Annotated in this window: 22 protein-coding genes and 2 pseudogenes; 14 read left to right on the top strand and 10 right to left on the bottom strand. The window is 65.9% G+C overall.

Annotated elements, in window-relative coordinates; translation table 11 throughout:
- The first annotated feature begins 124 nt into the window (after positions 1–124).
- The 7 genes from BLIN9172_RS05185 to deoC all read left to right on the top strand — a co-directional run bounded on the left by BLIN9172_RS05185 (position 125) and on the right by deoC (position 8,228).
- Positions 125–1,192, top strand: a complete 1,068-nt coding sequence (locus BLIN9172_RS05185) for a BMP family lipoprotein (RefSeq protein ID WP_240812018.1) — start codon at positions 125–127, stop codon at positions 1,190–1,192.
- A 74-nt stretch (positions 1,193–1,266) separates the two neighbouring features.
- The gene (locus BLIN9172_RS05180; RefSeq protein WP_101554094.1) at positions 1,267–2,922 is read left to right on the top strand and encodes an ABC transporter ATP-binding protein; all 1,656 of its coding nucleotides are present in this window, start codon (positions 1,267–1,269) and stop codon (positions 2,920–2,922) included.
- Positions 2,919–4,151 carry an ABC transporter permease gene (locus tag BLIN9172_RS05175; RefSeq protein WP_101554093.1) on the top strand — a complete coding sequence of 411 codons (1,233 nt, stop codon included), beginning with the start codon at positions 2,919–2,921 and terminating at the stop codon, positions 4,149–4,151. Before BLIN9172_RS05180 ends, BLIN9172_RS05175 begins: the two co-directional genes overlap by 4 nt.
- Before the next feature lies 1 nt (position 4,152).
- On the top strand, positions 4,153–5,436 hold the full coding sequence (locus tag BLIN9172_RS05170; protein ID WP_101554092.1) for an ABC transporter permease: 1,284 nt from the start codon (positions 4,153–4,155) through the stop codon (positions 5,434–5,436).
- A 99-nt stretch (positions 5,437–5,535) separates the two neighbouring features.
- A complete protein-coding gene (locus BLIN9172_RS05165) occupies positions 5,536–6,027 on the top strand; it encodes a cytidine deaminase (protein WP_101554091.1) in 492 nt (163 codons plus the stop codon).
- A gap of 109 nt (positions 6,028–6,136) precedes the next feature.
- Complete coding sequence (locus tag BLIN9172_RS05160; RefSeq protein ID WP_101554090.1) at positions 6,137–7,426, top strand: thymidine phosphorylase; 1,290 nt, start codon at positions 6,137–6,139, stop codon at positions 7,424–7,426.
- A gap of 154 nt (positions 7,427–7,580) precedes the next feature.
- Complete coding sequence (gene deoC / locus BLIN9172_RS05155; RefSeq protein ID WP_101554089.1) at positions 7,581–8,228, top strand: deoxyribose-phosphate aldolase; 648 nt, start codon at positions 7,581–7,583, stop codon at positions 8,226–8,228.
- A 68-nt stretch (positions 8,229–8,296) separates the two neighbouring features.
- Here deoC and BLIN9172_RS05150 read toward each other — a convergent pair whose 3' ends face one another.
- Positions 8,297–10,123: a phospho-sugar mutase gene (locus BLIN9172_RS05150; RefSeq protein WP_101554088.1), complete on the bottom strand. Its 1,827-nt coding sequence runs from the start codon at positions 10,121–10,123 to the stop codon at positions 8,297–8,299.
- A gap of 60 nt (positions 10,124–10,183) precedes the next feature.
- Positions 10,184–10,993, bottom strand: a complete 810-nt coding sequence (locus BLIN9172_RS05145) for a purine-nucleoside phosphorylase (RefSeq protein ID WP_101554087.1) — start codon at positions 10,991–10,993, stop codon at positions 10,184–10,186.
- A 44-nt stretch (positions 10,994–11,037) separates the two neighbouring features.
- Between BLIN9172_RS05145 and BLIN9172_RS05140 the strand changes: the two genes are divergently transcribed.
- A complete protein-coding gene (locus tag BLIN9172_RS05140) occupies positions 11,038–12,078 on the top strand; it encodes a GNAT family N-acetyltransferase (protein ID WP_101554086.1) in 1,041 nt (346 codons plus the stop codon).
- A gap of 1 nt (position 12,079) precedes the next feature.
- Here the strand turns inward: BLIN9172_RS05140 and BLIN9172_RS05135 are convergent, their stop codons facing one another.
- The 8 genes from BLIN9172_RS05135 to BLIN9172_RS05100 all read right to left on the bottom strand — a co-directional run bounded on the left by BLIN9172_RS05135 (position 12,080) and on the right by BLIN9172_RS05100 (position 20,794).
- Positions 12,080–15,751 (bottom strand): FtsK/SpoIIIE domain-containing protein, encoded by a 3,672-nt coding sequence (locus BLIN9172_RS05135; protein WP_101554085.1) that lies wholly within the window; start codon positions 15,749–15,751, stop codon positions 12,080–12,082.
- A gap of 146 nt (positions 15,752–15,897) precedes the next feature.
- The gene (locus tag BLIN9172_RS05130; RefSeq protein ID WP_101554084.1) at positions 15,898–16,383 is read right to left on the bottom strand and encodes a pilus assembly protein TadG-related protein; all 486 of its coding nucleotides are present in this window, start codon (positions 16,381–16,383) and stop codon (positions 15,898–15,900) included.
- 1 nt (position 16,384) lies between these two features.
- On the bottom strand, positions 16,385–16,834 hold the full coding sequence (locus BLIN9172_RS05125) for a hypothetical protein (RefSeq protein ID WP_101554083.1): 450 nt from the start codon (positions 16,832–16,834) through the stop codon (positions 16,385–16,387).
- Positions 16,827–17,225: a TadE/TadG family type IV pilus assembly protein gene (locus BLIN9172_RS05120; RefSeq protein ID WP_101554082.1), complete on the bottom strand. Its 399-nt coding sequence runs from the start codon at positions 17,223–17,225 to the stop codon at positions 16,827–16,829. The genes BLIN9172_RS05125 and BLIN9172_RS05120 overlap by 8 nt, the downstream gene beginning before the upstream one ends.
- A gap of 58 nt (positions 17,226–17,283) precedes the next feature.
- Complete coding sequence (locus BLIN9172_RS05115; RefSeq protein WP_164742729.1) at positions 17,284–17,562, bottom strand: hypothetical protein; 279 nt, start codon at positions 17,560–17,562, stop codon at positions 17,284–17,286.
- 102 nt (positions 17,563–17,664) lie between these two features.
- Positions 17,665–18,603: a type II secretion system F family protein gene (locus tag BLIN9172_RS05110; protein WP_101554081.1), complete on the bottom strand. Its 939-nt coding sequence runs from the start codon at positions 18,601–18,603 to the stop codon at positions 17,665–17,667.
- Complete coding sequence (locus tag BLIN9172_RS05105) at positions 18,600–19,574, bottom strand: type II secretion system F family protein (protein WP_101554080.1); 975 nt, start codon at positions 19,572–19,574, stop codon at positions 18,600–18,602. Before BLIN9172_RS05105 ends, BLIN9172_RS05110 begins: the two co-directional genes overlap by 4 nt.
- Positions 19,571–20,794 carry a TadA family conjugal transfer-associated ATPase gene (locus tag BLIN9172_RS05100; protein ID WP_101554079.1) on the bottom strand — a complete coding sequence of 408 codons (1,224 nt, stop codon included), beginning with the start codon at positions 20,792–20,794 and terminating at the stop codon, positions 19,571–19,573. The genes BLIN9172_RS05105 and BLIN9172_RS05100 overlap by 4 nt, the downstream gene beginning before the upstream one ends.
- A gap of 538 nt (positions 20,795–21,332) precedes the next feature.
- On the opposite strand from BLIN9172_RS05100, the pseudogene BLIN9172_RS18810 reads away from it, so the two are divergent.
- The 6 genes and pseudogenes from BLIN9172_RS18810 to BLIN9172_RS05075 all read left to right on the top strand — a co-directional run.
- Positions 21,333–21,629, top strand: a pseudogene (locus BLIN9172_RS18810) (globin domain-containing protein); the annotation flags it as partial.
- 479 nt (positions 21,630–22,108) lie between these two features.
- Positions 22,109–22,303: pseudogene (locus BLIN9172_RS18805) on the top strand (hypothetical protein); the annotation flags it as partial.
- Positions 22,304–22,568: 265 nt separating this feature from the next.
- Positions 22,569–23,693: a peptide chain release factor 2 gene (gene prfB / locus BLIN9172_RS05090; protein WP_101554078.1), complete on the top strand. Its 1,125-nt coding sequence runs from the start codon at positions 22,569–22,571 to the stop codon at positions 23,691–23,693.
- A gap of 331 nt (positions 23,694–24,024) precedes the next feature.
- Complete coding sequence (gene ftsE, locus BLIN9172_RS05085; protein WP_101554193.1) at positions 24,025–24,714, top strand: cell division ATP-binding protein FtsE; 690 nt, start codon at positions 24,025–24,027, stop codon at positions 24,712–24,714.
- Entirely contained in the window at positions 24,711–25,625 is a 915-nt protein-coding gene (gene ftsX / locus BLIN9172_RS05080) for a permease-like cell division protein FtsX (RefSeq protein WP_101554077.1), read from the top strand. The genes ftsE and ftsX overlap by 4 nt, the downstream gene beginning before the upstream one ends.
- Position 25,626: 1 nt before the next feature.
- Positions 25,627–26,856, top strand: a complete 1,230-nt coding sequence (locus BLIN9172_RS05075; RefSeq protein WP_101554076.1) for a M23 family metallopeptidase — start codon at positions 25,627–25,629, stop codon at positions 26,854–26,856.
- The last annotated feature ends 45 nt before the right edge of the window (positions 26,857–26,901 follow it).

Raw genomic sequence — 26,901 nt, 5'->3', positions numbered from 1 at the left:
TTCGGTGCATTAGACTGACCGAAACTCATCAAAATATGACAGTTCGTCCAGTGGTTTCACATCTTCGGTAGGGGCAGACAGCGCCCTCATCCGTGTGCACTGTCTGTATCAGAAAAGAGAAAACGTGAAGAAGCTCGCTTCAGCGGTGTCGATGATCGCCGCATCCGCCCTCGTCCTCTCGGCCTGTGGTTCAGGTGAAGGAGGCGAATCCGGCTCCGACTACCTCGCCTGCATGGTCTCCGACTCCGGCGGTTGGGACGACCAGTCCTTCAACCAGTCCGGTCGGGAAGGTATGGAGAGCGCGAAGAAGAACCTGGGAATCGAAGAGAAGCTCGCCGAATCGCAGGGCGACGCGGACTTCGGGCCGAACGTCGACAACATGGTGCAGCAGGGCTGCAACCTCACCTTCGGCGTCGGATTCCTCCTCGAGGACACGATCCAGGAAGCCGCCGAAGCGAACCCGGACCTCAACTTCGCGCTCATCGACTCCACGTTCTCCGACGCCGACGGCAAGCCGGTGACGCTCGACAACGCCAAGGCAGTCGTCTTCAACACCGCCGAGGCCGCGTATCTGGCCGGCTATGTTGCGGCCGCGACCTCGGAGTCGGGCAAGGTCGGCACCTTCGGCGGCATCCAGATTCCGTCGGTGACGATCTTCATGGACGGCTTCGCCGATGGCGTGGACAAGTTCAACGAGGACAACAACAAGGACGTCAAGCTGCTCGGCTGGAACAAGGAGAAGCAGGACGGATCGTTCTCCGGTGACTTCGAGAACCAGGGACAGGGCCAGGAACTGACCAAGCAGCTCATCTCGCAGGGCGCGGACGTCATCATGCCCGTCGCCGGACCCGTCGGCCTCGGTGCCGCAGCGGCGGCGAAGGAAGCCGGCGACGTCAACCTCGTGTGGGTCGACTCTGATGGCTACGAGTCGACCGAATACGGCGACATCATCCTCACCTCGGTGGTCAAGCAGATCTCGCAGGCCGTCGAAGACACCATCAAGGAAGGCACCGAGGACAACTTCACCAATGAGCCCTACGTCGGCACGCTCGAGAACGAAGGTGTGGGCATCGCTCCGTACCACGACTTCGAGGACAAGGTTCCCGAAGACGTGAAGAAGGACGTCGAAGAGCTGAAGAAGCAGATCATCGACGGCAGCCTCGTCGTCGAGTCGGAGAGCACACCGAAGTAAGCTCGTCGGATAAACTGCAGGGCCGAGTTCTTTCGGCCCTGCAGTTTTCAAGTTTGTGAGGAGAACCGGAAGCAGTGAAACTCGAGCTTCGCGGGATGACCAAGGTGTTCGGATCGTTCGTGGCCAACGACCACATCGATCTCACCATCCAGCCGGGCGAGATTCACGCCCTGCTGGGTGAGAACGGCGCCGGCAAATCCACCATGATGAACGTCCTCTACGGACTCTACGACGCCGATGGAGGAGAGATCCTCATCGACGACGAGCCGGTGAAGTTCTCCGGCCCGGGCGATGCTGTGGCCGCGGGAATCGGCATGGTCCACCAGCACTTCATGCTCGTGCCCGTGTTCACCGTGGCCGAATCCGTGGCGCTGGGCTACGAACCGACGAAGAGCCTCGGACTCCTCGACATCAACGAGGCGCGGAAGAAGGTCGAAGAGATCTCGTCGCGCTTCAACTTCAATATCGACCCCGACGCCCTCATCGAGGACCTGCCGGTCGGCGCCCAGCAGCGCGTGGAGATCATCAAGGCCTTGTCCCGGGACGCCGAGATCCTCATCCTCGATGAGCCCACGGCCGTGCTGACTCCGCAGGAGACCGACGAACTCATCTCGATCATGCGCCAGCTCAAAGAGCAGGGCACCTCGATCGTGTTCATCACCCACAAACTGCGCGAGGTCCGCGCGATCGCCGACGCGATCACCGTCATCCGCCGCGGCAAGATCGTCGGCGAGGCCTCCCCGGATTCGACCGAGACCGAACTGGCCAGCCAGATGGTCGGCCGCGCCGTGTCCCTGACGACCGAGAAGGACGCCGCCGATCCGGGCGACGCCACCTTCCAGGTCCGCGGACTCACCGTCGTCGACAAGGCCGAGAACGTCGTCGTCGACGACGTGTCCTTCGACGTCCGTCGGGGGGAGATCCTGGCCGTCGCCGGTGTCCAGGGCAACGGGCAGACCGAACTGGCCGAGACGATCATCGGCGTGACCGAACCCCGTCTGGGCTCGATCACCCTCGACGGCAAGGACCTCACCGGGAAGTCGGTGAAGGGCCGCCTCGGTGCGGGCATCGGATTCGTTCCCGAGGATCGGTCGACCGACGGCATCATCGCGGAGTTCGCCATCCGCGAGAACATGATCCTCGACGTCTACGACCGTGAGCCCTATGCCAAGGGCCTCAATCTCAAACCGAAGGTCATCACGGAAGAGGCGAAGAAGAAGGTCGACGAGTTCGACATCCGCCTCGGAAGCGTGGTCGACCCGATCGCGACCCTGTCGGGAGGCAACCAGCAGAAGGTGGTGCTCTCCCGCGAGCTCGGTCGTGACCTGCGACTGTTCATCGCCAGCCAGCCCACTCGCGGACTCGACGTCGGATCGATCGAGTTCGTGCACAAGCGCGTCATCGCCGAACGCGATGCCGGCACTCCCTGCATCATCGTCTCGACCGAACTCGACGAGGTCTACGGCCTCGCCGATCGCATCGCCGTGATGTACGCCGGACGCATCGTCGGCATCGTGGGACCCGAGACCTCTCGTGAGGCACTGGGCCTGATGATGGCCGGCGTTCCCGCCGACGAAGCCCTCGAAGCCACGGCCGGCAGCACGAGCACCGATGGTGCCGCGACCCCGGCCGCCGATGCGGAACCGGTCGCCACCTCGGCCGATTCCGCATCCACCGCCACCCCGGCGGACGACGACTCAGCCACCACCTCGGCGGAGGAGACCAAATGACGACTGATATCGCACCGACGGCTCCTTCGCCGGCACCGCCGCCGAAGGCCGAGGCCGCAGACGGCAAGGAACAGACCCTGCTGCAGCAGATCATGTCGGGTTCATGGCTCGTTTCGCTGCTGGCGATCGTGCTCGCCCTCCTGTTCGGCGGCGTCCTCATCGCCGTGTCGAACGCTGAGGTCGTCGCGGCGGCCGAGAACTTCTTCGCCGCTCCCGGCGATTTCTTCGCCACGCTCTTCCAGACCGTCGGCAACGCCTACTCGGCGCTGTTCCGCGGAGCCGTCTTCGACTGGGAAGCACGCACCACCGAACGCGCCATCCGGCCCCTGACCGAGTCGATGGTCTCGGGCACCCCGCTCATCCTCACCGGTCTCGGCATCGCCCTGGCCTTCCGCTGCGGTCTGTTCAACATCGGCGGTCAGGGCCAGGTCATCCTCGGCGCGACCATCGCCGGATTCCTCGGCTATGCGCTGCCGCTGCCTCCCGTCGTCCACATGCTCGTCGCAGTCGTCGGCGGCATCATCGGCGGTGCGATCTGGGCCGGCATCGCCGGTGTGCTCAAGGCGCGCACCGGCGCCAACGAAGTCATCGTGACGATCATGCTCAACTCGATCGCCGGGTATGCACTGGGCTACCTGCTCAAGCAGAACTGGTTCACGCACACGAGCTCGGCCAACCCGCAATCACGTGTCATCGATGACTCCGCGCAGATGTTCTTGCTGCTGCCTGCGCCGTTCCGCCTCCACTTCGGCTTCATCATCGCCATCCTCGCCACGATCTTCGTGTGGTGGCTGCTCGAGCGGTCGACGATCGGCTTCGAGTTCAAGGCCGTCGGTGCGAACCCGCACGCGGCCCGGACCGCCGGCATCTCCGTGTCCAAGGTGACTGTGACGGTCATGATCGTCGCCGGCGCCTTGGCCGGACTCGGCGGTGCCGCCCAGGTGCTCGGCACCGAATACAAACTCACCGGCGGCATCAGCGGGTCGATCGGCTTCGACGCGATCACCGTCGCCCTGCTGGGACGGTCGAAACCGCTGGGGACGTTCCTCGCCGGTCTGCTCTTCGGTGCGTTCAAGGCCGGCGGTTACCTCATGCAGTCCCAGACCGGTACGCCGATCGACATCGTCCTCGTCGTCCAGTCAGTCATCGTGCTGCTCATCGCGGCCCCGCCGCTGGTGAGGTCGATCTTCCGGTTGCCCACACCGGTGCTCAAGCGGAAGGAGGACTGAGATGACCGCTCAGACCATGGATAAGACACCTTCGACCCAGGTCAAGGCGCTTGCGCCGATCGCCTGGAAGTTCCCGATCGTCTATACGATCCTGGCGCTGGTCTCGCTCGTCTTCTTCGGCCTCATCGGCCGTGACGGAGAGACGACCTTCCGCGTGGCCACCGGCGGAGACTTCTTCGCCATCCCCGACTTCGCCGTGTCTTCGACTGCGGCGGGGCTGACGCTGGGCATCCTGCTCGTCATCATGGCCGCCGTGTCGATCTATGTGGCGATCAAGCGCATCGACACGGGCTCCTGGTTCCCGATGCTCTTCGGCGTCATCTTCGTGCTGTCCTTCCTCGCCTGGGCCGGCGGCGGATCCGGTGGCGTGATCCCGCTGACCACGCTGCTCGCCGGTGCCCTGGCACTGTCCGTGCCGCTGATCTTCGGCGCCATGTGCGGACTCGTGGGAGAACGGTCGGGCATCATCAACATCGCCATCGAAGGCCAGCTGCTGGCCGGCGCCTTCCTCGCCGCGGTCGTCGCCTCGGTGGTGAAGAACCCGTACGCGGGTCTGCTCGCCGCCCCCATCGCCGGGGCGCTCGTCGCCGTGGTGCTCACCTTCTTGGCGGTGAAGTACTGGGTCAACCAGATCATCATCGGCGTCGTCCTCAACGTCCTCGTCGTCGGCATCACGAGCTTCCTGTACTCGACGGTGCTCACCCAGGACCCGGGACTGTGGAACTCCCGGCAGAAGCTGCCGAATCTGCCGATCCCGCTGCTGTCGGACATTCCGGTGCTCGGGCGGGTGCTGTTTGACCAGAACATCCTCGTCTACATCATGTACGTCGTCGTCATCGCCCTGCAGATCTTCGTCTTCCGATCGAAGTGGGGACTGCGGATGCGCGCCGTCGGTGAGCACCCGAAGGCCGCGGACACCGTCGGCATCAAGGTCAACTTCACCCGAGTGCGCAATACGCTGCTCGCCGGTGCCATCGCCGGTCTCGGCGGTGCCTTCTTCACCGTCGGCTCCGGACTGGCCTTCGGCAAGGAGATGTCGGCCGGGCAGGGCTATATCGCCCTGGCCGCGATGATCCTGGGCAAATGGAACCCGAAGGGTGCGCTGCTGGCGGCTCTGCTGTTCGGCTTCTCCAAGAGCCTCGGCAACACTCTGCAGTCCATCGGCACCCCGGTGGCCAACGAGCTGCTGCTCATGCTGCCCTACATCGTCACCGTCTTCGCTGTCGCCGGATTCGTCGGTCGGGTCCGCCCGCCGGCCGCGGAAGGTGTGCCCTACGTGAAGTGAGTCCCGCCTCGGCGACGGATCGGTCAGCCACCGTCCCCGACGAACCGGCACGACCCCTCGAGCACCCCACAGTCACCACCCGAAGGAAGAGGTCTCCCCATGACTGTCCCCGAACCTCACCCGACCGACCCGGCTTGGAGCGAGGAACCCACCCCGGTCGCCCCCGAGGACCTCAGTGAGGGCACGTGGGAGCTGCTGCGGGCCGAAGCGAAGCGGGCGATGGCGCGGGCCTATGTGCCCTATTCGAACTATCCGGTCGGGGCGGCCGGTCTCGTCGACGACGGGCGCATCGTCGGCGGCTGCAATATCGAGAACGCCTCGTTCGGGGTGACTCTGTGCGCGGAGTGCTCGCTCGTCTCCGAGATGTTCATGACCGGCGGCGGCCGCCTCGTCGCCTTCGACTGTGTGGACGGGGAAGGCAACACCCTCGTTCCCTGCGGACGGTGCCGACAGCTGCTGTTCGAACACGGCGGCAACGACCTCGTCATCAACATGCCCAGCGGACGTGAGCCGATGTCCGTGGTCCTGCCCGAGGCGTTCGGACCCGATCACCTGGCCGCCGCACGCCGCGACCATGAGGCCAAGCACTGACCGATCGTCCCCTCACCGAGGCGGTCGTGGCCGGAACGAGACGGCAGGGCCTTGAAGGCGACGGCTGAGCTGACAACGAAGATTTCGACGACAACGAAGGATTGAGACCGTGAGCGTAGAAGCATTCGACACCGTCGACGTCATCGCCGCCAAACGCGATGGCCGGGCCCTGAGCAAGGAGCAGATCGACTGGGTCATCGGCGCCTACACCCGCGGCGCCGTCGCAGAAGAGCAGATGGCGGCCCTGGCCATGGCGATCTTCATCAACGACATGGCACCGGTTGAGATCGCGCATTGGACGCAGGCGATGATCGACTCCGGTGAGCGCATGGACTTCTCGTCCCTGACCCAACCGACGTCGGACAAGCATTCGACCGGGGGAGTCGGCGACAAGATCACCCTGCCCCTGGCCCCGCTCGTCGCCGTCTTCGACGTGGCCGTCCCGCAGCTCTCCGGCCGCGGTCTCGGCCACACCGGCGGCACCCTGGACAAGCTCGAATCGATTCCCGGGTGGCAGGCGGGACTGAGCAATGAGGCGATCGTCGCACAGCTTGACGGCGTCGGCGCCGTCATCTGCGCGGCGGGATCCGGTCTGGCTCCGGCGGACAAGAAGCTCTACGCCCTGCGCGACATCACCTCGACGGTCGACTGCATCCCGCTCATCGCCTCCTCGATCATGTCGAAGAAGATCGCCGAGGGCACCTCCGGGCTCGTCCTCGACGTCAAGGTCGGCTCCGGAGCGTTCATGAAGGACCTGACGAAGGCCCGCACGCTCGCCGAGACGATGGTCGAGCTCGGCAAGGCCGCCGGGGTGAAGACCTCGGCGCTGCTGACCGATATGTCCACACCCTTGGGTCTGACCGTCGGCAATGCTCTCGAGGTCCGCGAATCCGTCGAGGTCCTGGCCGGCGGCGGACCCACCGACGTCGTCGACCTCACCGTCGCCCTGGCCGAGGAGATGCTGCGCCTGGCGGGCAAGACCGATGTCGACGTCCGCGCCGCCTTGGCCGACGGGCGCGCCATGGACAAGTGGAAGCAGATGATCCGCGCCCAACACGGCGACCCGGACGCCGCTCTGCCCGTGGCCGAGCACACCGAGGTCGTCACCGCGACCGATTCCGGGGTGCTCACCTCACTCGATGCGCTCTCGGTGGGAGTCGCCTCGTGGCGGTTGGGTGCCGGGCGGGCGCGGAAGGAAGACCCGGTCCAGGATGTGGCCGGAATCGAACTCCACGCGAAACCCGGGGACACGGTCACGGCCGGACAGCCGCTCATGACACTGCACACGGCCACCCCGGAACGATTCGACCGGGCGATCGAAGCGCTGGAGGGCGCGGTCGAGATCGGCGGGGACGCCGCCTCGGTGCCGGAGTCGATCGTCTTCGACACGATCACCTGAGCCGAATCGCACACTCTCAGCACTGCCGCGCGGCCGCTGGCCTCGCTACGCTGGACCTGACGATACTTCGCGCGTCATCTGCACGCGCAGCCATGCACGACCATGCAACCTTGCTCGACCACGCAACCTTGCACGACCACTTCTGGAGGACCGAATGACCAGCCGCACCGATGTCGCGAACATTATCGACCACACCCTGCTCAAGCCCGAAGCGACCCCCGCCGACGTCGACGCCCTCGTGGCGGAAGCGAAGGAGCTGGGCGTGCTCGCGATCTGCGTGTCACCGTCCATGCTGCCGATCACCGATCCGGGTGAGCTCGTCGTGGCCACCGTCGTCGGATTCCCCTCCGGCCAGGTGAAGCCGGAGATCAAGGCCGCCGAGGCTGCTCAGGCCGTCGCCGACGGTGCTGCCGAAGTCGACATGGTCATCAACATCGGACAGGCCGTCGCCGGGGACTTCGACGGACTCGAGGCCGATATCCGCGGCGTCGTCGAGGCCAGCGGGGACGCCCTCGTCAAGGTCATCATCGAGTCGGCGGCGCTGGGCGATGAGCAGATCGTCGAGGCCTGCCGCCGCGCCGAGGCCGCCGGAGCCGGATTCGTCAAGACGTCGACCGGGTTCCACCCCGCCGGAGGCGCCAGCGCTCACGCTGTGTCTCTGATGCGCGAGACCGTGGGCGACCGCCTGGGAGTGAAGGCCTCCGGCGGAATCCGCACTGCCGAGGCAGCCGAAGAGATGATCGCCGCCGGCGCGTCCCGCCTGGGCCTCTCCGGCAGCCGCACCATCCTCAACTCCCTCTAATTACTACCTGACGGCGGCCCAGCAACCTCGCGCGAGGTTGCTGGGCCGCCGTCACGTGGTAATTGGGGTCAGAGGCCGAAGAAGGTTTTGAGTTCGGTGCTCAGCGAGGTCAAGCGTTCCTTGAGGGCCGGTTTGAGGGAGGCACTCGCCGAGGCGGCCGGCAGACGCACTCCTGCGCTGGCGGCCGCACGGGCATCGGCATCGGTCGCAGCCTGGAGCTCGGAGGGCTCGGCGACGACTTCGAGATAGCACTTGAGCTTCGGTTCGGTGCCGGAAGGACGCACGATGACCCGCGAGTTCGACTCCGAGAGCAGCAGGATTCCGTCGGTCGGAGGCAGCCCCTCATACCCGGCTGCGAGGTCGTGGACCTCGGCGACGGGGGAGCCGGCCAGCGTGGCCGGAGGATTCTCGCGCAGCTTCGCCATCGCCGTGGCGATGAGGGAGACATCGTCGAGGCGGAAGCTCAAAGGAGCGGTGGCGAAGTAGCCGTCGCGGACCCGGATCCGATCGAGTTCGGCCTCGATGCTCGATCCCTCGGCTTTGAGCCGGGATGCCAGAGCCGCGAAGGTCACGGCCGCCGAAATGCCGTCCTTGTCACGGACCGCAGCCGGATCGACGCAGTAGCCGAGCGCCTCTTCATAGCCGAAGACAAGGTTGGGAACTCGGGAGATCCACTTGAACCCGGTGAGCGTGTTCACCGCTGCGAACCCGTGGCTGGCGGCAGCGGCGGCCAGCCCACGGGAGGATACGATCGAGTTCGCGAACACCGGAGCCTCCGCCCCCGCCGCATGATGTGTTCCCGCAGTCAGGCGCGTCGCGGCATCCTCACCGAGGAGGAGCCCCACCTCGTCACCGGACAGCTGTCGGTAACCGGTCGCGGCAGAGTCATCGGGAATGGCCGCGGAGAACCGGTCGGCGTCCGGGTCGTTGGCGATGATGAGCTCGGCGCCGACCTCACGGGCCAGGGCGAAGGACTCGTCGAGAGCCCCGGCCTCCTCGGGATTCGGGAACGACACGGTCGGAAAATCCGGATCCGGTGCCTGCTGGGAGGTCACCGGGTGAAGGTTCGTGAACCCGGTGCGGGTCAGCGCCGCCTCGGCGACACCGGCACCGACACCGTGCAGAGAGGTGAGCACGATCGACAGATCCGCTTCGGCCCGCACCCTCAGATCATCGATGCGAGACAGGTACTCCTCGACGATCGACTCGTCGAGGTGCTCCCACCCTGATTCGGCTCGTGCCACCGAGGCCACGGATTCGACCGCGGCGATCTTCTCGGCGATGAGCGCATCTGCCGGGCTGACGATCTGCGCCCCGGCACCGGCGAGGGCGGCAGCAGGCTCGGATTCGATGGCCTGCAGCGGACGCTGTCCCAGGTAGACCTTGTACCCGTTGTCGGCCGGGGGGTTATGGCTGGCCGTGACCATGACACCTGCATCCGCTCCCCGCTGTGACAGCGCGAACGCCAACAGCGGGGTCGGCAGCTGGTCGGGCAGCTGGATCGCGACCCCGCCGGCGGCGGTGATGACGGCGGCGGTATCTCGAGCGAACTCCGCGGACTTGTACCGGGCATCGCAGCCGATGACGACGCGGAAACCCTCACCGACGGTTTCGGCGAGGAACGCGGCCAACCCTGCGGCAGCCCGGATGACGACGGCCCGGTTCATCCGGTTCGGGCCGGCGGCGATCTCGCCGCGCAGGCCGGCGGTGCCGAAGACGAGGGGACCGGAGAATCGGTCCTCGAGGTCGGCGATCGCCGCCTCGTCGCCGTCCTCCGCGGAGGCGAGGATGTGTTCCACGGTGGTGGCCGTCTGCGGATCGGGGTCATCGGCGATCCAGGCGCGGACCACCTCGGCGTCGAATCCATGTCTGAAGCGATCGGCTACGCGGGTCATATGAGTCCTTTGCGTGTTCGCGGTGGCGGGTTGGGGGAGTGCGGAGTCGGCCGGGCCGTCTCAGAGCTTCGCGACGATGTCGGCGAGCAGACGGGAGATGCGCGGGGCCGCTGCGGCTCCGGCTTCGATGACTTCGGCATGGGAGAGCGGGGTCTCCTGGATGCCGGCGGCGAGGTTCGTGACCAGGGAGATGCCCATGAGCTCGAACCCGGCCTGACGTGCGGCGATGGCCTCCAACGTCGTCGACATGCCCACGAGGTCGGCACCGAGGATCCCGGCCATGCGCACCTCGGCGGGGGTCTCGTAGTGAGGTCCGCGGAACTGCGCGTACACGCCTTCGTCGAGCGTCGGGTCGATCTCCTTGGCGATGGCGCGCATCCGCGGGGAGTACAGATCGGTGAGATCGACGAAGTTCGCGCCCTCGATGGGGGAGGCCCCGGTGAGGTTGATGTGATCGGAGATGAGCACCGGGGTGCCGGGTGCCCAATTGCGGTTGAGGCCGCCGCACCCGTTCGTCAGCACGAGCGAGGAGCAGCCGGCCGCAGCGGCGGTGCGCACACCGTGAGCGACTGCGCGGACCCCCTTGCCCTCGTAGTAGTGGGTGCGCGATCCGAGGACGAGCGCATGCTTGCCGCTGGCCTCGATACGCACCGTGCGCAGGGTCGCGCCGTGGCCTTCGACGGCCGGAGCATGGAATCCGGGGACCTCGGCCGCGGAGATCTCGGCAACGGTCTCGCCGAGGAGGTCCGCCGCCCCGCCCCAACCGGAGCCGAGGACAAGCGCGACGTCATGGGCGTCGATGCCCGCGTTGGCGTTGATGGTCGTGGCCGCGGCGTGCGCGGCGGCGGTAGGATCGCTTAAGTCAGTCATGACGCCAAGATTATCAAGTTCCCCACCGCCCAAGGAGCGAGCACATGCCGATTCGAGAGCTGACCGACGGTGACGATCTGCGCCTGAATGAGGTGTTCGCCGATGCGACCACCCCGGCCGGTCATATGGCCAGGTCCCTGTTCCGTCCGTCCTCGGATTCGCCGCTGATCCGCTCCGTCATCGCCGAGGTGGTCCCCGACGTTCCCGTCGGAGCCGCCGCAATCGCCGAATCCCCGCTTCACCCCTACCGGGCATGGGTCCATGTGGAGGTCGCCGCCGAGGAACAGGGCCATGGTCAGGGGCGAGAACTCTTCGAGGCGGTGTGTGCCGAGACGCGGGGAACCGCGCTCGAAGGCCTCGATCTGCGCGCCCGTGTGCACGCCGGCAGCCCGGGCGAGGGCTTCGCGCAGGCACTCGGCTTCACCCCGCTGACGACGACTCGCGTGATCAAGGTGCCCGCCGGTGCTCTGCCCCCGGCAGGAGGCGGTCGGGCCGAGGACCTCGAGATCGTCGCCACCGGTTCGGTGAAGCTGACGAAGGCGTTCCTCAACTGGTACACCGCAGTCAACCGCGACGATGCCGTCGGCCCACTGACCATCGGACAGGTGAACAACGCGTTCCTCTCCGAGGCGGCCGGTGCTCACGGTGCTGCTCTGCTGAACGGCGCGGCCGGAACCGCCGAGGCGGGTGGGCTCAGTGCCTTCGCCGTGTCGTATGCGAGGGAAGCCGATGAGACAGCCGGTGTTCTGCCCTCGGCCGGTGAACCAGGTGCCGGAGACGGACCCGGTGACGGGTCCGCTGTCGTCGATCAGGTCGACGAGGAGCCGCCGACCGAGCTCATCCTCGGATCGATGTTCGAAACCCGCGATCATGCCGCCGACACGACGGGCGAGGACTTCGCCGCGGCCGTCGCCGATGCCGAACTCCTGCTGGCCCGGCTGTCGGTCGATGCCGATGTCGTCATCGAAGTCACGAGCGGAATGCCCGTGATCTCCGCTCTCGCCGACCGGCTGCTCGAAGCGGGAACCGCGACCGAGCTCTACCGCTACGAGACTCTCTCAGGACCTCCTGCCGACGTGAGCTGAGTCAGGTTCGACTCCCATCGAGGCTGACGACGCGGACGGGGCGGGCCTGATCCTCGGTGACGAACCAGCCCGTCCCAGCCAGCCCGTCGAGCGGAGCCTGTCGCAGCACTCCGAGCGCGGTGAGATCCTGCCCGGTGTGTACGCCGAGCACGAGCAGCGGCCCGAGATTCTGAGCCTTGGCCAGCGGGGAACCATAGCCGGGAGTGAACCGTGTCGGCGCGGTGAGCACATGGTCGTGTCCGTCGAGCAGATCCCAGTCGAGCGGGTCCGACTCCAGATGCGCATCATCGTGGACATCGACCACGCCGAGGCTGCCCAGGTAGGTCGCGAATCCGGTCTTGCCGCTCTGCGGAGAGCCGCGAACCGTGAGCACCGAACCGTCCCGCCGGGGATCCCACATGACAGGGTCGCCGAATGCGTCGACACCGATGGGGATGCCGCCCGGCATGCTGCCGAAAGGTTCCTCGGACGCGACCGCAGGTTGGTCAAGACCCCGCCAGCGTGGAGCGAATCCCTTTCGGGACTCCGGAATGCCGGGTGGTCCGCCGAGGATGCTCGTGCCCGCCCCGGACATCGACGAATCGAATCGTGCCGCGACGTCGGGTGCGAATTGCACATCGGCACCGTCCCCGCCGGCAGCCTGTGCGCAGGGGCCGCGGATGACGGCGCGCAGATCCGGCCATCTGCCGGCGAATCGCTGGCGGCTGAGTCCGACACTCGTCCCGTCGTCCCCGGCCTCGGGAGGAAAGACGATCTGAGTGGCGAACCGCGAGCTTCTGCTCGTCATGTTCCGGCACCCGGCGAGCAGGAAAACGAGATCTGATCCGGCACCGTGCCCGAGCAGACGTTCGGCTCGTTCGGCCCAGCAGTGGTCGAGCGAGTCGACGAATTCGGCCCAATTGCTGCACACGAGCAGGCTCGGCGGCTGTCGACTCGGCCCCGAACTCGTCGGGGCATCGGCGCCTCTGCCGTCGTGCAGGAACCTACCCGGATCCGCACCGGCCGCGAGATGGTCGAGAACCGCCTGAATCTGCCAGCCCGTGTTCATGCCGCAGCTGATCTCGGCCCAGTCGAGGGCTGGGGCGATCCTGCCGATTGCGATGATCCGTCGGGTCGGGGCGGCCGCTCGTGCCATGGTCGCGAGCACGGATTCCACGGTGTCCGGGCTGCCGCCCGTGAGGATCGTGGAACCGTCCGCATCCGGGTCGAATGTCCACTTCTCCTGCAGCTGCTGACTGGGAACATCGACGATCCCTGTGACCCCGGCGAAAGGTTCACCGCCTGCCACCTCATCCGGTTCCGGCAGGGGCGGCAGCACCACCTGCCGCTGAACCGACGGTTCCCCGGGATCGGCACTGTCCCCGGCCGCTGTGACGATGTTGTCGACGTCGACGCCGACGACGCCGCCGGCCAGGGACGGAACCGGTCCCCGACCCCAGGAGCGAATACGGGGTCGGAGGGCCGCCTCGGCGTGGGTGTCATGTCCGAACGGCACCGCCACGCGGAACCGGGTGACGCTGATCCCGGAGTCCAGGCAGGCGGCGCCGGGTTTGTCCGCGGGCAGGAACGCGCCCGCCTCCGTGCCGATGACGTCGAAGGAATCGGTCTCATCGCGCACTCGCAGGCACACGCGGACGTTGATGTTCGCCTTCATCTGCCCGGTCACGACGCCCATGGGGCGCTGAGTGGCGAGAATGAGGTGAACGCCGAGGGACCTGCCCAGGGCGGTGAGGTGTTCAAGCAGGTCGGCGGCTCGCGGGTGGGTCGCCATGAGTGCATGGAACTCGTCGATGACGACGACGAGGCGTGGGGGAGGGTCAGCGAGGTCGGCGACATCGGCGCACCCGTGATCGGCCAGCAGTCGTTCCCGATGGGTGATCTCGGCGCGCACCGAGACGAGAGCGCGAAAGGCCAGACCGGAGTCGAAATCGTCGAGCACACTGTCGGTGTGCGGCAGCTTCTGTAGTGGTGAGAACGTGGCCCCGCCCTTGAAGTCGATGAGCACGAAGCGCAGTCGCCGCGGCGGCTGTGCCAAGGCCATCGACAGCAGCCATGTCTGCAGGAGCAGGGATTTCCCGCTGCCCGTGGTGCCGGCGACGAGAGCGTGGGGACCGTCGGAGAACAGATCGATGCCGGTCTCACCGTCGGTTCCGCGACCGATCGGCACCGGCCCCGCGGCGGGAGACCGCCACCGGTTCCGAATGGATTCGGGCGCATCGTCGCAGAGTTCGCCGAGCCCGTGGTCGGGCCAGGCGCGGGTGCCGGTATCGGCAGAGCGGCCACAGTTCAGGGTGACGAATCGTGCGGCCGGCATGAGCGTGGCGATGAACGTCCGTCCGGGTACCGGGCCGCCGGGGGCGGTCGAGGAGTCGGCGCGAGCCTGCGCGAGGGTGCCGACCGTCATCGAGACCGCAGAGCCGGCATGCGGGGCGGTGAGCGTGAGAACGGCGGGGTCGACCTCCTCGTCGAGGGTGACCGAGATGGGATCGTCCATGTTGGTGTCTGCGCGGGTACCGGACCGGACCGTGGTCGATGCGCAGTCGTCGGAGAACTCGGTGCCTGCCAGTTCCGGCAGCAGTGCCAGTTCGGACTCCGGCCGCCATCTGAATCGCCGGTCGGCCAGCCAGGCAAAGGCCATAGTGCGCAGGACTGTCGGTGTCCCGCTGACGGTGACCGTCGTTGTGCGCGGATCGATGCGGATCGGCATATCGGCGCAGACGACTCGACCGTCGACGTGGTCGGTTCCGTCCTGCAGCTGTTCGTCGATGGTGAGGTCGCTGAAGACCGTCCCGAAACCCAGGCACAGGCCAGGGGAAGAGAAGATCCTGTGTCGCTGCGCCGCCTCGAGCCGGCGCAGCCTGGCTCGCGCCTCGGCCAACGCTTCGTCACGGTCGAGTCGGCATTGTGCGCTGTCACGAGTGAAGCGCTTCTTCTCCACCAGGTAGGCGACCCACCCGGAGAGCGGGGCCGAGACGCTGAAGAGGAGGAACCACCACATTCCGGTGGCCACGGCCAGCACCACGCCGATGCCGACGGGGATGAGGAACGTCCACCATTGTGGGGGTCTGGCCGGCCGAGGATCGTCGATCGTCTTCGGGGCGATGTGGATGTCATCGCTGTGGTGCAGCGGCGGGGACCGGATCGGCGGAGTCGAATGGGCGGTCGAGGACGAATCACGGGCGGACGAACCATCTGCTGTGCCCGGTGCGAGCACAGTCGTTCCCAATCGCATTGTGGGCTGATCTCCTGTGGCATCGAGTCGCAGCGGCTGTGGGGTGCGGGAGATGCTGGGGTCGATGACGGTCAGGCAATCGGTGTGGGACAGTCGGGCCAGGCAGGCTCGCCGAGGGTCGAGGCTCAGAGTGAAGCCGGAGTCGGGCCCCGCCAGGACGGATACGCTCGTCCGTGCGGAGACGGCACAGGTGTCGGCAGTGCGCAGAGAGTCCGCCCCGACGACGGTGATCGGATTGAGTCGCTGCCAGTGACCCCAGCTGATCGACTCGACGCTGCGATTCTCGAGCCGGTTGCCGGTGATGAGGTCCTGATGCATCAACTCGGGTCCGAGAGCAGACCGGAAGACGGCGACGGCCGGTTGGGCTGAATCAGCTTCGAGGCTGATGCTCGTGACGGCTCCGTTCGTCTCGAGGCGGTGGACGAGGCCCAGAGTTCTCATGCCCACAGACTCACCGCGATCGCACTGTTCGGGCAAGAGAGAGAAGACATCCTGTGGAAACGGTGCGGGCATCCACAGCCTCAAGGCGTGTGAGTGGGCCCGGAATCCACAGGTATCGGAGGCGAAGTGACGACGACGGGCCACGATCAGTCGAGGCGCAGGGCGCCCCGGGCATAAGCGGTGGCGTGGAGGTCGATGAGACCGGGCACGAACGGTGAGAGCAGCGCCGGAGAGTAGCGTGCCTCGATGCGGATGCGCACCGAATGCGCCCCATCCGCATCGGCACTCAACCGCAGATCGCCCATGTCCTTCGGAGTCGGCACCGCGTCGAGGTACCGTCCGGCGGCGCGTTCGGCCGCCGGAGGTGAGAACACGAGCCCGGGATCGTCACCGGGAGCCGGTTCGAACGAGTCGGAGGCAGCCAGCGCCGCAGAGTCGGCCAGCCCCTGCAGCTCACGGCGGGCCATGTGCAGATCGGTCAGGGCTGCGATGAGGAAGGCCAGCAGCAAGGCGATGACGACGAAGCCGATGGCCAGCGGCGTGATGGACCCGGCATCCGAATCATGATCCGACTCTTGACCGCGCGTCGAATCCTCGCGTCGTTCCGATCTGTGCTCTCCCGTGGTCGACATATCACTGGCCGCCTGCGGCGACGACGTCGGTATGGTTCGCGCGCAACGTGATGTGCGGCGAACGGTCGGGGCCGAAGAGGAGCGGGAACCCGGGCAGAGACACCTTCGTTTCGACTCTTGCGGTCACGAGGGACCCGGCCTGTCCACAGGGCCCGGCGCACGAGTAGGTGATGGAAGTCGGCGCATCCCGCAGCCCGAAGTCCGCGAAATGCATCTTCGCGACGGCGTGGGCTCGAGCCTCCGAAGGGTTCGCGTCGCGGGCGGCGATGCGTGAGGCCGACATCGCCGCCGAGGTGGTCGCATAGCTGGCCGCCTGCAGCTGAGACAGGGTGAGCATGAGGTAGATGACCGGGATGAGCAGGACGATGGAGGCGAAGACGAACTCGATGACCGCTGTTCCCTCGTCTGCGTCGTCGGCCGCGACTCCCTGAGCAACCTCGGGCTCAGTCACGGTCGATGTCCTCGACGATGGATCGACCGCGCAGGTCCCAGACCTCGGGCGGTCCCCACAGGCCGAGGACCGGCAGCGGGGTCGTCACCTGCACCTCGACGATCTCGACGGCACCGCGCTGCGACGTCGAGACGGTGACCTTCTGGGCATAGCGCTCGCCCACGGACACACGGATGAGGTCGCGGGTGAGCTTCTGTCCGTCGCGGGGAGTCTGATCGGCCAGGCTCGCCTGCCTCGCTCCGGCGATGGCGGAGTCGATGACCGTGTTGCGGACATGGATGACGAGACCGATCTGCAGGGCTCCGGCCAGGATGAGGGCCAGCAGCGAGGCGATGAGCGCGAACTCGGCGACGGCGGATCCCGAATCGCTGCGCTCGCCTGCCGCCGTCACCGAATCAGCCCTCCTCCGGCCGCCCGGTTCCGTCTCGTCATCTGTGGTCACCGCCTGGTCACCCGGCCCCGCGGACCTTGTTCATCGCATCTTGGAACATCGAGGTGAAGGCTTCGCCGGCCAGCGCCCACAGGGCAACCACCAACCCTGCGGTCATGAGAGTGATGAGGACCCAGCCGGGAACGTCCCCGCGATCGGGTCGGTCGACATCGGTGGTGAGGTTCGCGTCGATGTCTGTCTCGGCCGCCTCGGTGATGGTGGTTCCCCCTGGTGGAGGGGGACCGGGGATGAGCCCGAGCATGAACGGGACGAGGCGGTAGGTGAACTGGCGGAACATCGTGTCTCCTTCATCGGCGAGGTCGAGGTTTCGATCCGCGTGGTCGGTGGTGCGGGACTGGCTTTGGGAGCGGGGAATGGTCGGTGGTGCGTGGCGTGGACGTTACGGACTGAGGTCGAGGACGGTCAGGGACGGGAAGACGGCGAAGATCACGGTGACGGGAAGCACGAAGACAACGACCGGAATCAGCATCCCGATCTCCTTCTTCCCGGACAGTTCGAGCAGCCGCCGTCGGGACTGTTCGCGCACGTCAGCGGCTTGGGAGCGGAGCACTTCGGCGAGCGGCGTACCGCGGGTCATCGACACTGCGAGGCCGTCGACGAATTGGACGATCTCCGGGATGGCGATACGCGTGGCCATCGCGTCGAGCGCTTCGACCAACGGCGTGCCGGTGCGGGTGTCCGCCAGAGCCGCGCGGAGTTCGTCGACGAGCTCGCCGGAGCAGGTACGGCACACGCGTTCGAGGGCCTCCACGATCCCCTCTCCTGCGGTGATGGACAGTGCGAGGAGTTCGGCGACGGTGGGGAATTCGGCGAGCACGCGGGATTCGTGGCGGGCGATGGCCTGGCTGAGTCGCCAATCGTTGAAGACGTGCCCGGCGATGCCGCCGCTGATGACGAGGACGACGGTGACGATGGGGGAGAAGCCGCGTTGTGCCGACAGCGCACCGGCCGGACCGCCGGCGACGATCATCCCGACGAGGATGCTCAGCACCTGGCTGATGCGGAACCGTTCGACCGTGGCATTGCCGCCGAGGCGGTCGATGCGCAGCCGCAGACTCGCATCCGTGGTGATGCGCGACGTCACCCACAGGGTCGAGGTGACCAGCCATGACTTCGCCAGCCCCCAGAAACCGTCGGCGCGCGGGGTCGGCGGAGCGTAGATGTCGACCAAAGACTCCTGATCCCGCAGGTAGGGTGCGATCCGTGAGGACAGCGTCGGCCTGCGCAGCGGCGGAAGGGAGAGGACGAAGACACAGAGAGCGAAGCCGTTGAAGAGTCCGAGGGCCAGGATCGACAGTGGCTCGCCGAGGAGACTCATGCTGCCCGTCCGTCCGAGGAGTCGTCGCTGTCGGCGGAGAATCCGCTGCTCAGGCCGGCGTTGTCTGCGAAACGTCGGTGGGCGGCGCTGAGCGAGGACCCCTCGATGACCCGGGGTTCGGCCGGGAGCCGGCCGATGCGCTTCATCGCCTGATATGCCAGCAGAGACACGACGAAGCCCGCCGCCAGGAGGATCAGCCCGGTTCGCGAGTTGTACGCAACTGCCGTTTCGGGTCGAGTCGACAGGAATGCGAGGACCACCCACGGCGCTGCGACGGCCAGTCGGGCGCCGTTGACCGTCCACTGCTGCCGGGCGGAGAGCTCGTTGCGGGTGCGGGCATCATCACGGACGAACTGTGCCAGGGCCCGCAGCATGGTGCCCAGGTCGCTGCCGCCGACCTGCCGGGTGACGCTGAGTGCGACGACGATGCGGTCGGCCACCGGGTCGGCGCTGACCTGTCTGAATCGTTCCAACGCCAAGGCGAATGACCCGCTGGCCCGATATTCCTCGGCGAAGACTTCGAACAGCGGCCGCAGCGGTTCGGGTCCGCGATGGGCCAGAGAGCTCAGCGCTTCGGGCAGAGACAGTCCCGCGCGGACTCCGGAATTGAGATGGTCGAGGGTTTCGGGCCACAGCTCACGCCGCATCACCTGTCTGCTGCGCGCCCGATGCTGCAATGCCCGGTGCGGCAGCCAGGAGGCGAAGAGGCCGAAGCACAGCGCGATCGCCCACGATCCTGTGAGCACCGTCGAAACGACGGTCACGATACAGAACGCCGCGACCGAGATGAGCAGCAGATGGGCCGGACGCAGCCTGGGGAATCCGGCACCGGTGAGCATGTCATCGAGTTCGCGCACCCACCGCGACTGAGTCCGCTTGCTCTGCGGTCGCTGCCACAGTGACATCCAGATGAGGAAGAGCCCTGCCCCGAGGCAGGCACCGCTGAGCAGAGCGAACTGCGAATAGCTCATGCCGCCTCCAGAATGGAGTGCAGATCGCGGCCGATGGCCGCAAATCGCTCGCCGAGGTGGCCGAACCCCTGACCGCGGATGAGCTGTCCTCGGGGCGAATGGAAGATCGTGTCGAGTTCGACGACGTCGCCTTCGACTCCGCCTGGCACCGCGCAGATCTCATCGACCCGGCGTACCCCGGACGGATCCCTGCGCAGGTGGACGACGACGTCGAGGCTGACGGCGACCGTGGGAACGACGAACGCCGAGGAGATGTTCGCTCCGGCCAGCAGCGGCAGAGTGCAGATCTTCGTGATCGCCGCCCGGGCGGAGTTCGCGTGGATGGTGCCCATCCCGGGCAGCCCCGAATTCAACGCCACGAGGAGGTCGAGGCTCTCGGCCTCTCTGACCTCGCCGACGATGATGCGCGTCGGCCGCATCCGCAGTGCCTCTTTGACGAGGGCGCGGAGGGTGACTTCGCCGGTGCCTTCCAATGAGGGCTGGCGACACTGCATGGGGACCCAGTCGCGGCTGGGCAGATTCAGTTCGAAGACCTCTTCGCAGGAGATCGTGCGTTCACGGGCCGGAATCGAGCCGGCCAAGGCGTTGAGCATCGTGGTCTTGCCCGCCTGAGTGGCCCCGGAGACAAGGATATTGGCCCCACTGGCCACGGCAGCGTCGAGGAACTCGGCGGCCCCGGCCGTCAGCGATCCATGCGCGATCAGATTGGCGAGATTGCGCGGTCGGGCGATGAACTTGCGGATATTCACGGCCGGATGGGTGCGAGTGATATCGGGCAGCACCACATGCAGACGGGACCCGTCGGGCAGGATGGCGTCGACGAACGGCTGCGACAGATCGACGCGGCGGCCCGAGGTGCGCAACATCCGCTCGATGAGGTCATCGAGTTCACCCGAACTGAGTTTCGTCGTCGTCAGCTGATGGATTCCGTCGACGGCGATGAACACCTCGCTCGGTGAGTTCACCCAGATCTCTTCGACGTGCGGATCGTCGAAATAGTCCTGCAGGGCACCGAAACCCGAGAGCTGATGATCGATATGCCGGAACGTCGCCTCTTTGTCCTCGAGCAGGGGGAGATCGGCGACGAGGCTGCGCTCGTCGTATTCGGCGATGACGGTGCGAATGAGCTCACGAGAGCGCTGAATATCGGCGCGGGGATCCACATCGAGATCTCTGATCCGTTTGTGAACCTCGCTGGTGATGACTTCGGTGGCTTCCACTCTGAACCCTTGCCTGATCATTCAATAGACAGCGTGATTTGCTGTTTAACCTATCTGTAGTCGAATGAAGAATCTAGTGAAAAACCAAATCTGTGGATAACGGAGAATCGGTTCGGCAAATGCCCGCCGTGTAGTTTCACGAATGTCACTATGGGGCTGTTCGTCTTGCGCAAGGGTGGGTTTCGATCTATATTTCCCTCACCAGTCTTCGTGTGAAGCGATGTGAGCAGCGCCGCCGGCGGGATGAATGAGATCTCCCGCCGGCGGCGCTTTGTTCTGATCTCGAAGGGATCCTCGCCTTCCGGCTGGTACGAAGAATCTCATATTCTACAATGCGTAGAATTCGGCGTTGTGGTCCGATTACGATCGAAACTGCCAAGAAGAACAGCGACCTGGAAGGGCCGTTCCCGCTGCGCGGCGCACCGGTGCCGCAAAAGGAGCACAAGTGATCTCCCGACCCGCTCTCACCAGCGTCAAAGGCACCCTTCCCGTCATCGGATCGGCCATCGGCGACATCACCCCGATCTTCTATGACCGGATGTTCACCGCCCGTCCCGACCTGCTTGCTGACCTGTTCAATCGCGGCAATCAGGCCCAAGGCGAACAGCAGAAGGCGCTGGCCGGCGCGATCGCCGCCTATGCCAGCCTGCTCGTGTCCGAGGATGCGCCGAACATCGACGCGATGATGAGCCGGATCGCGAACAAGCACGCGTCGCTGGGCATCACCGAAGACCAGTACCCGATCGTCTACGAGCACCTCTTCGCGGCCATCGGCGAGGTCCTCGGCGAGGCGGCCACCCCCGAGGTCGTCGACGCGTGGACCGAGGTCTACTGGGATATGGCGAATACCCTCATCGCCGCCGAACGAACGCTCTACGCCCACCACGACGTCGACCCCGGTGACGTTTGGTCCGACCTGGTCGTCAGCCGCCGCCGGCAGGAATCACCGCACACCGTCAGCCTACTCCTCGCTCGCCCCGATGGTGGAGCTCTGCCGCAGGCCCGTCCCGGGCAGTACATCTCAGTCCAGGTGCAGCTGTCTGACGGGGCGCGGCAGATCCGCCAGTACAGCCTCACCCGGACGAGTTCGAACGACTCCTGGGCGGTGACGATCAAGGCCGAACCGGGCCGCGCGGAAGCGGGCGTCCCTGCTGGTGAGGTGTCGAACTTCATCCATGAAATGTCTTCGAAGGCGACCGGGTCCGCTGCTCGCTGCCCTACGGCGACCTCGTCGTCGAAGAGGCCGAGACCCCGCTGCTCCTCGTCTCTGCGGGCATCGGCTGCACCCCGATCCTCGGTGCGCTCAATGACCTCGTGTCCAAGGAATCCCGGCGCGAGGTCACGGTCCTCCACGCCGACCAGTCGATGGCCTCCCACGCCCACCGGCAGGAGATGGTACAACTCGTCGCCCAGCTGCCGGGTGCCCGGATGCACCACTGGTACGAACAGCTCGGTGCGCGCACGGCGACTGAGACCGTCCATGAAGGCTTCATCGATCTCGCCGAGGTGGGCGTCCCCGTCGACGCGCAGGTGTACCTGTGCGGTCCGCCACCATTCATGAAGGACGTGTTCCGCGGACTCGATGCGCTCGACGTGCCCGAGGACAATATCCACTTCGAGGTCTTCGGCCCCGACACCTGGGCAACCGTGCCCGAACTCGTCCCCGCCTGACCTCAACCGGGGGATGGTGCAGATGCGCGCCGAGGCGGTCCCGCCTCGGCGCGCATCCGTCGGTTCTGGGTGGGGAGGGGGCATGCACTAGAATCGCATCATTATGGCCTCTACTGATTACTCTTCTGAAATCGCCAACCTCCGCCAGACGTACAAAGCGATTCTCGACGTGTCCGATCTGGACAATCTGCGCGACGAGGTTGCCGAGCTCACAGAGCAGGCCTCGTCGCCCACGTTCTGGGACGACCCCGACTCGGCGCAGAAGACCTCGGCCAAGCTCTCGCACAAGCAGGGCACCCTGGAGAAGCTCGAGAAGTTCGGACAGCGCATCGACGATGCCGAACTCCTCGTCGAGATGTCCCAGGACGAAGGCGACTCGGACTCGCTCGAAGAAGCCGACCGCGACATCAAGAAGCTGCGCGATCAGCTCGCCGAACTCGAGATCTCGACCCTGCTCAGCCACGAATACGATGAGCGCTCCGCCGTTGTGACCGTGCGCTCGGGCGCCGGCGGCGACGACGCGACCGACTGGGCGCAGATGCTCACCCGCATGTACGTCCGGTGGGCGGAGAACCGCGGCTACAAGGTCCAGGAGCTCGACACCTCCTATGCCGAAGGTGCGGGCATCAAGTCCGCGACCATCCAGATCGACGCGCCCTACGCCTACGGCACACTGTCGGTCGAAGCCGGCACCCACCGCCTCGTGCGCATCAGCCCCTTCGACAATCAGGGCCGCCGCCAGACCTCCTTCGCGGCCGTCGAGGTGGTCCCGCTCATCGAGTCGACGGACCATGTCGAGGTCGACGAGAACGATCTGCGCATCGACGTCTACCGGTCCTCGGGCCCCGGCGGACAGTCGGTGAACACAACGGACTCGGCGGTGCGCATCACCCACATCCCCACCGGAGTGGTCGTGAGCATGCAGAACGAGAAGTCCCAGATCCAGAACCGCGAGGCCGCGATGCGCGTCCTCCAGTCCCGCCTCCTCGACCTCAAGCGCCAGGAAGAGGCTGCACAGAAGAAGGAGCTGGCCGGCGACATCAAGGCCAGCTGGGGCGACCAGATGCGCTCGTACGTCACGCATCCGTACCAGATGGTCAAAGACCTGCGCACCGGCTACGAGGTCAACAACCCCTCGGCAGTCTTCGACGGCGACCTCGACGGACTCATCGAAGCCGGCATCCGCTGGCGCAAGGAACAGGAGATGGCCGAAGAAGCCGAGGCCTGAGCCTCCGGCCGGGACCTCTCCCGGTCTGCCCGCCCCCGGTCTGCCCGCCCCCGGTCCGCCCGCCCGTCGGCAGCCGGACTATCCGGCGCGCATCCGCCTCGGCGACGGTTCCCCTGACGGGGCATCGCCAATTGCAGGGAAGAGAATGTTGATTTTCGCTGCCGAAACCAACATTCCCTTCCCTCGGAATTCCGGGCTCGCGGGCGGCTCGCCGGCCCGACTGTGAACTTCATCAGATCGCACCACACGCCCGGCCGCCTCCGCAAACATCACGGAACTGTTACGTACAGTGGAAGCGGCCGAGCCACCCGCAACATGATTGAAGACCGACTTGATCAGATTCGACTCCGTTTCGAAGTCCTACGACACGCGTTCCCGCAAAGCACTCGACGACATCTCGTTCGAGGCTGACCGCGGGGAATTCGTGTTCCTCGTCGGGGCATCCGGATCGGGAAAGTCCACAGTCATCCGACTCATTCTGCGTGAAGAGGCCCCCAGCGCCGGACGCATCCACATCGCCGGAAAGTCCGTGGTGAAGATGCCCAGCTGGAAGGTGCCCTACCTGCGGCGGGGGATCGGAACCGTGTTCCAGGACTTCCGCCTGCTGCCGAACAAGACCGTGTTCGCCAATGTGGCCTTCGCCCTCCAGGTGATCGGAAAGTCCCGCGCGGCCATGTCGACCCTCGTCCCCGACGTCCTCGAGACCGTGGGCCTGGCCGGCAAGGAGAAACGGTACCCCAGTGAGCTCTCCGGCGGTGAGCAGCAGCGTGTGGCCATCGCCCGCGCCGTGGTCAACAAACCCGGAATCCTGCTCGCCGACGAGCCGACGGGCAACCTCGACCCGGCCACAAGCGCCGACATCATGAACGTGCTGGAGAAGATCAACCGCAACGGCACCACCGTGCTCATGGCCACCCACGACGGAGAGATCGTCAACCGGATGCGTCGGCGGGTCATCGAACTGCGCGAAGGCGAGATCGTCCGCGACGTCGAAGAAGGCACCTACGGAGTCGCCTCATGAGGGCCGGGTTCATCCTCTCCGAAGTCTGGTCGGGCCTGCGCCGGAACTTCTCCATGGTCATCTCCGTCGTGCTCGTGACATTCGTGTCCCTGCTCTTCGTCGGAGCCGCGATCCTGCTGCAGATGCAGGTCGGTCAGATGAAGGACTTCTGGTACGACCGTGTGCAGGTCTCCGTGTTCCTGTGCCCGCCGGATTCGGAGGCGACGAACTGCGTCGACGGTGAGGTCACGGGCGACCAGAAGGATCAGATCCGGGCCGAACTCGAAAGCTCCGATCTGGCCCCCTATGTCGACAAGGTCTACTTCGAGGACAAGACCGAGGCCTACGAACACTTCCAGGAGCAGTTCAAGGGCACCAGCCTCGAAGGCACCGTGCCCGAGGACGAGATGAACGAGTCCTTCCGGGTCAAACTCAAGGACGCCGAGAAGTACGACATCATCAAGGAGACGTTCTCGTCGACTCCCGGGGTGGAAGAGGTCGTCGACCAGAATCAGCTGCTCGACCGTCTGTTCGGGGTGCTCAATATCGCGACGATCGTCGCGATCGCGATAGCCGGCATCATGCTGCTGTGTGCGATGCTGCTCATCGCCACCACCATCCGACTCTCCGCGTTCTCGAGACGCCGGGAGACCGGCATCATGCGACTGGTCGGTGCGTCGAACACCTTCATCCAGATGCCGTTCCTGCTCGAGGGGGTCATCGCTTCGGCCATCGGGGCGACTCTGTCCGCCGGTGCTCTGGGCCTGCTCGTCCGCTTCGGTGTCAGCGGCTGGCTGCAGGCGCAGGCCACTGGATTCAGTCTCATCTCCGGATGGGACGTCCTCCTCATCACCCCCGTGCTCATCATCATCGGCGTGCTCATGGCCGGAGCCTCGTCGCTGATCACGCTGAACAAGTACACGAAGGTCTGAGATGAGACGCAGACTGGGACTCGTCGTCACGGCCGCCGCATTGGCGGTGATCATGCCGGTCACCTCGGTGGTGGCCGACCCGCGCGACGACAAAAGCGAGGTCGACGAACGCGTCAAGGAACTCCAGCAGGAGTTCGAGGGCCTCGATGAGGAACTCGCCCGCGTCATCGCCGAACGCGACGCCGCGCAGGAGAAGCTGCCGGATGCCGAAGCCGAATCGAAGGCCGCCGACGATGCGTTGGCGAAGGCGATCGAAAAGGATGAGGACATGGCTGCGCGCCTGTCCTCGGCGGAGAACGCGCAGAAGGACCTCAAGGATAAGATCACGTCCGGCACCGAGGAGATCGACAAGCACAAGACCTCGGCCGCGCGCATCGGGCGGCAGGCCTACCAGAATTCGGGCATCACCTCAGATCTCGCGATGCTGCTGCAGATGGCCGAGGGCACGAGTGCCGACGGCGGTATCGGCCGCGTCGACTCAGCGGTGCGGTCCCAGCAGCGCACGATCGACGAACTCTCCGAACAGCGGGCGCTGAACAAGAACAACGAAGAGCGGCTTTCGGGCGTGACGGAGAAGATCTCCGACCTCAAGGACGAAGCCGCCGAAGCGGTGCTGGCCAAAGAAGCCGCGCAGGTCGATGCGAAGAAGAAGGCCGACAACCTCAACGACCTCATCTCCGCGAAGGACGATGCGGAGAAGACCATCTCCGACAACAAAACCAAGACCGAGAAGGAGCTGGCCGACGAGAAGGCCGAGCAGGATCGTCTGGCCAAGAAAGTCCGCGAATGGGAGAAGGAGCAGGAGAAGAAGGGCAAGTTCGTCTTCGGTGACGGAGACTTGGCCAACCCGGCCAAGGGATACCCGATAACGTCTCCGTTCGGATACCGCATCCACCCGATCACCGGCGCCCGGAAGCTGCATACCGGAATGGACTTCGGTGTGCCCTGCGGAACACCGATCCGTGCGGCCGGCGACGGGATCGTCGTCACCTCCGGCTGGACCGGCGGGTACGGCAATCGCGTTGTCATCTCCCACGGCAAGATCGAGGGCAATTCGATCGCGTCGACCTACAACCACAACACGAAGCTCAAGGTCCACGACGGGCAGAAGGTCAAGAAAGGCGACATCATCTCGTACTCCGGTACGACGGGCGCATCGACCGGTTGCCACCTGCACTTCGAGATCATGAAGAACGGCACCTACGTCGATCCCAAACCCTACATCTCCTAATTCCTACCTGACGGCGGCTCAGCAACCTCGCGCGAGGTTGCTGAG

This window comes from Brevibacterium linens ATCC 9172 (genome assembly GCF_900169165.1).
GTDB lineage: Bacteria > Actinomycetota > Actinomycetes > Actinomycetales > Brevibacteriaceae > Brevibacterium > Brevibacterium linens.
Note: the sequence above shows the minus strand (reverse complement) of the source record. Positions and strands in the feature narration are given on the sequence as shown.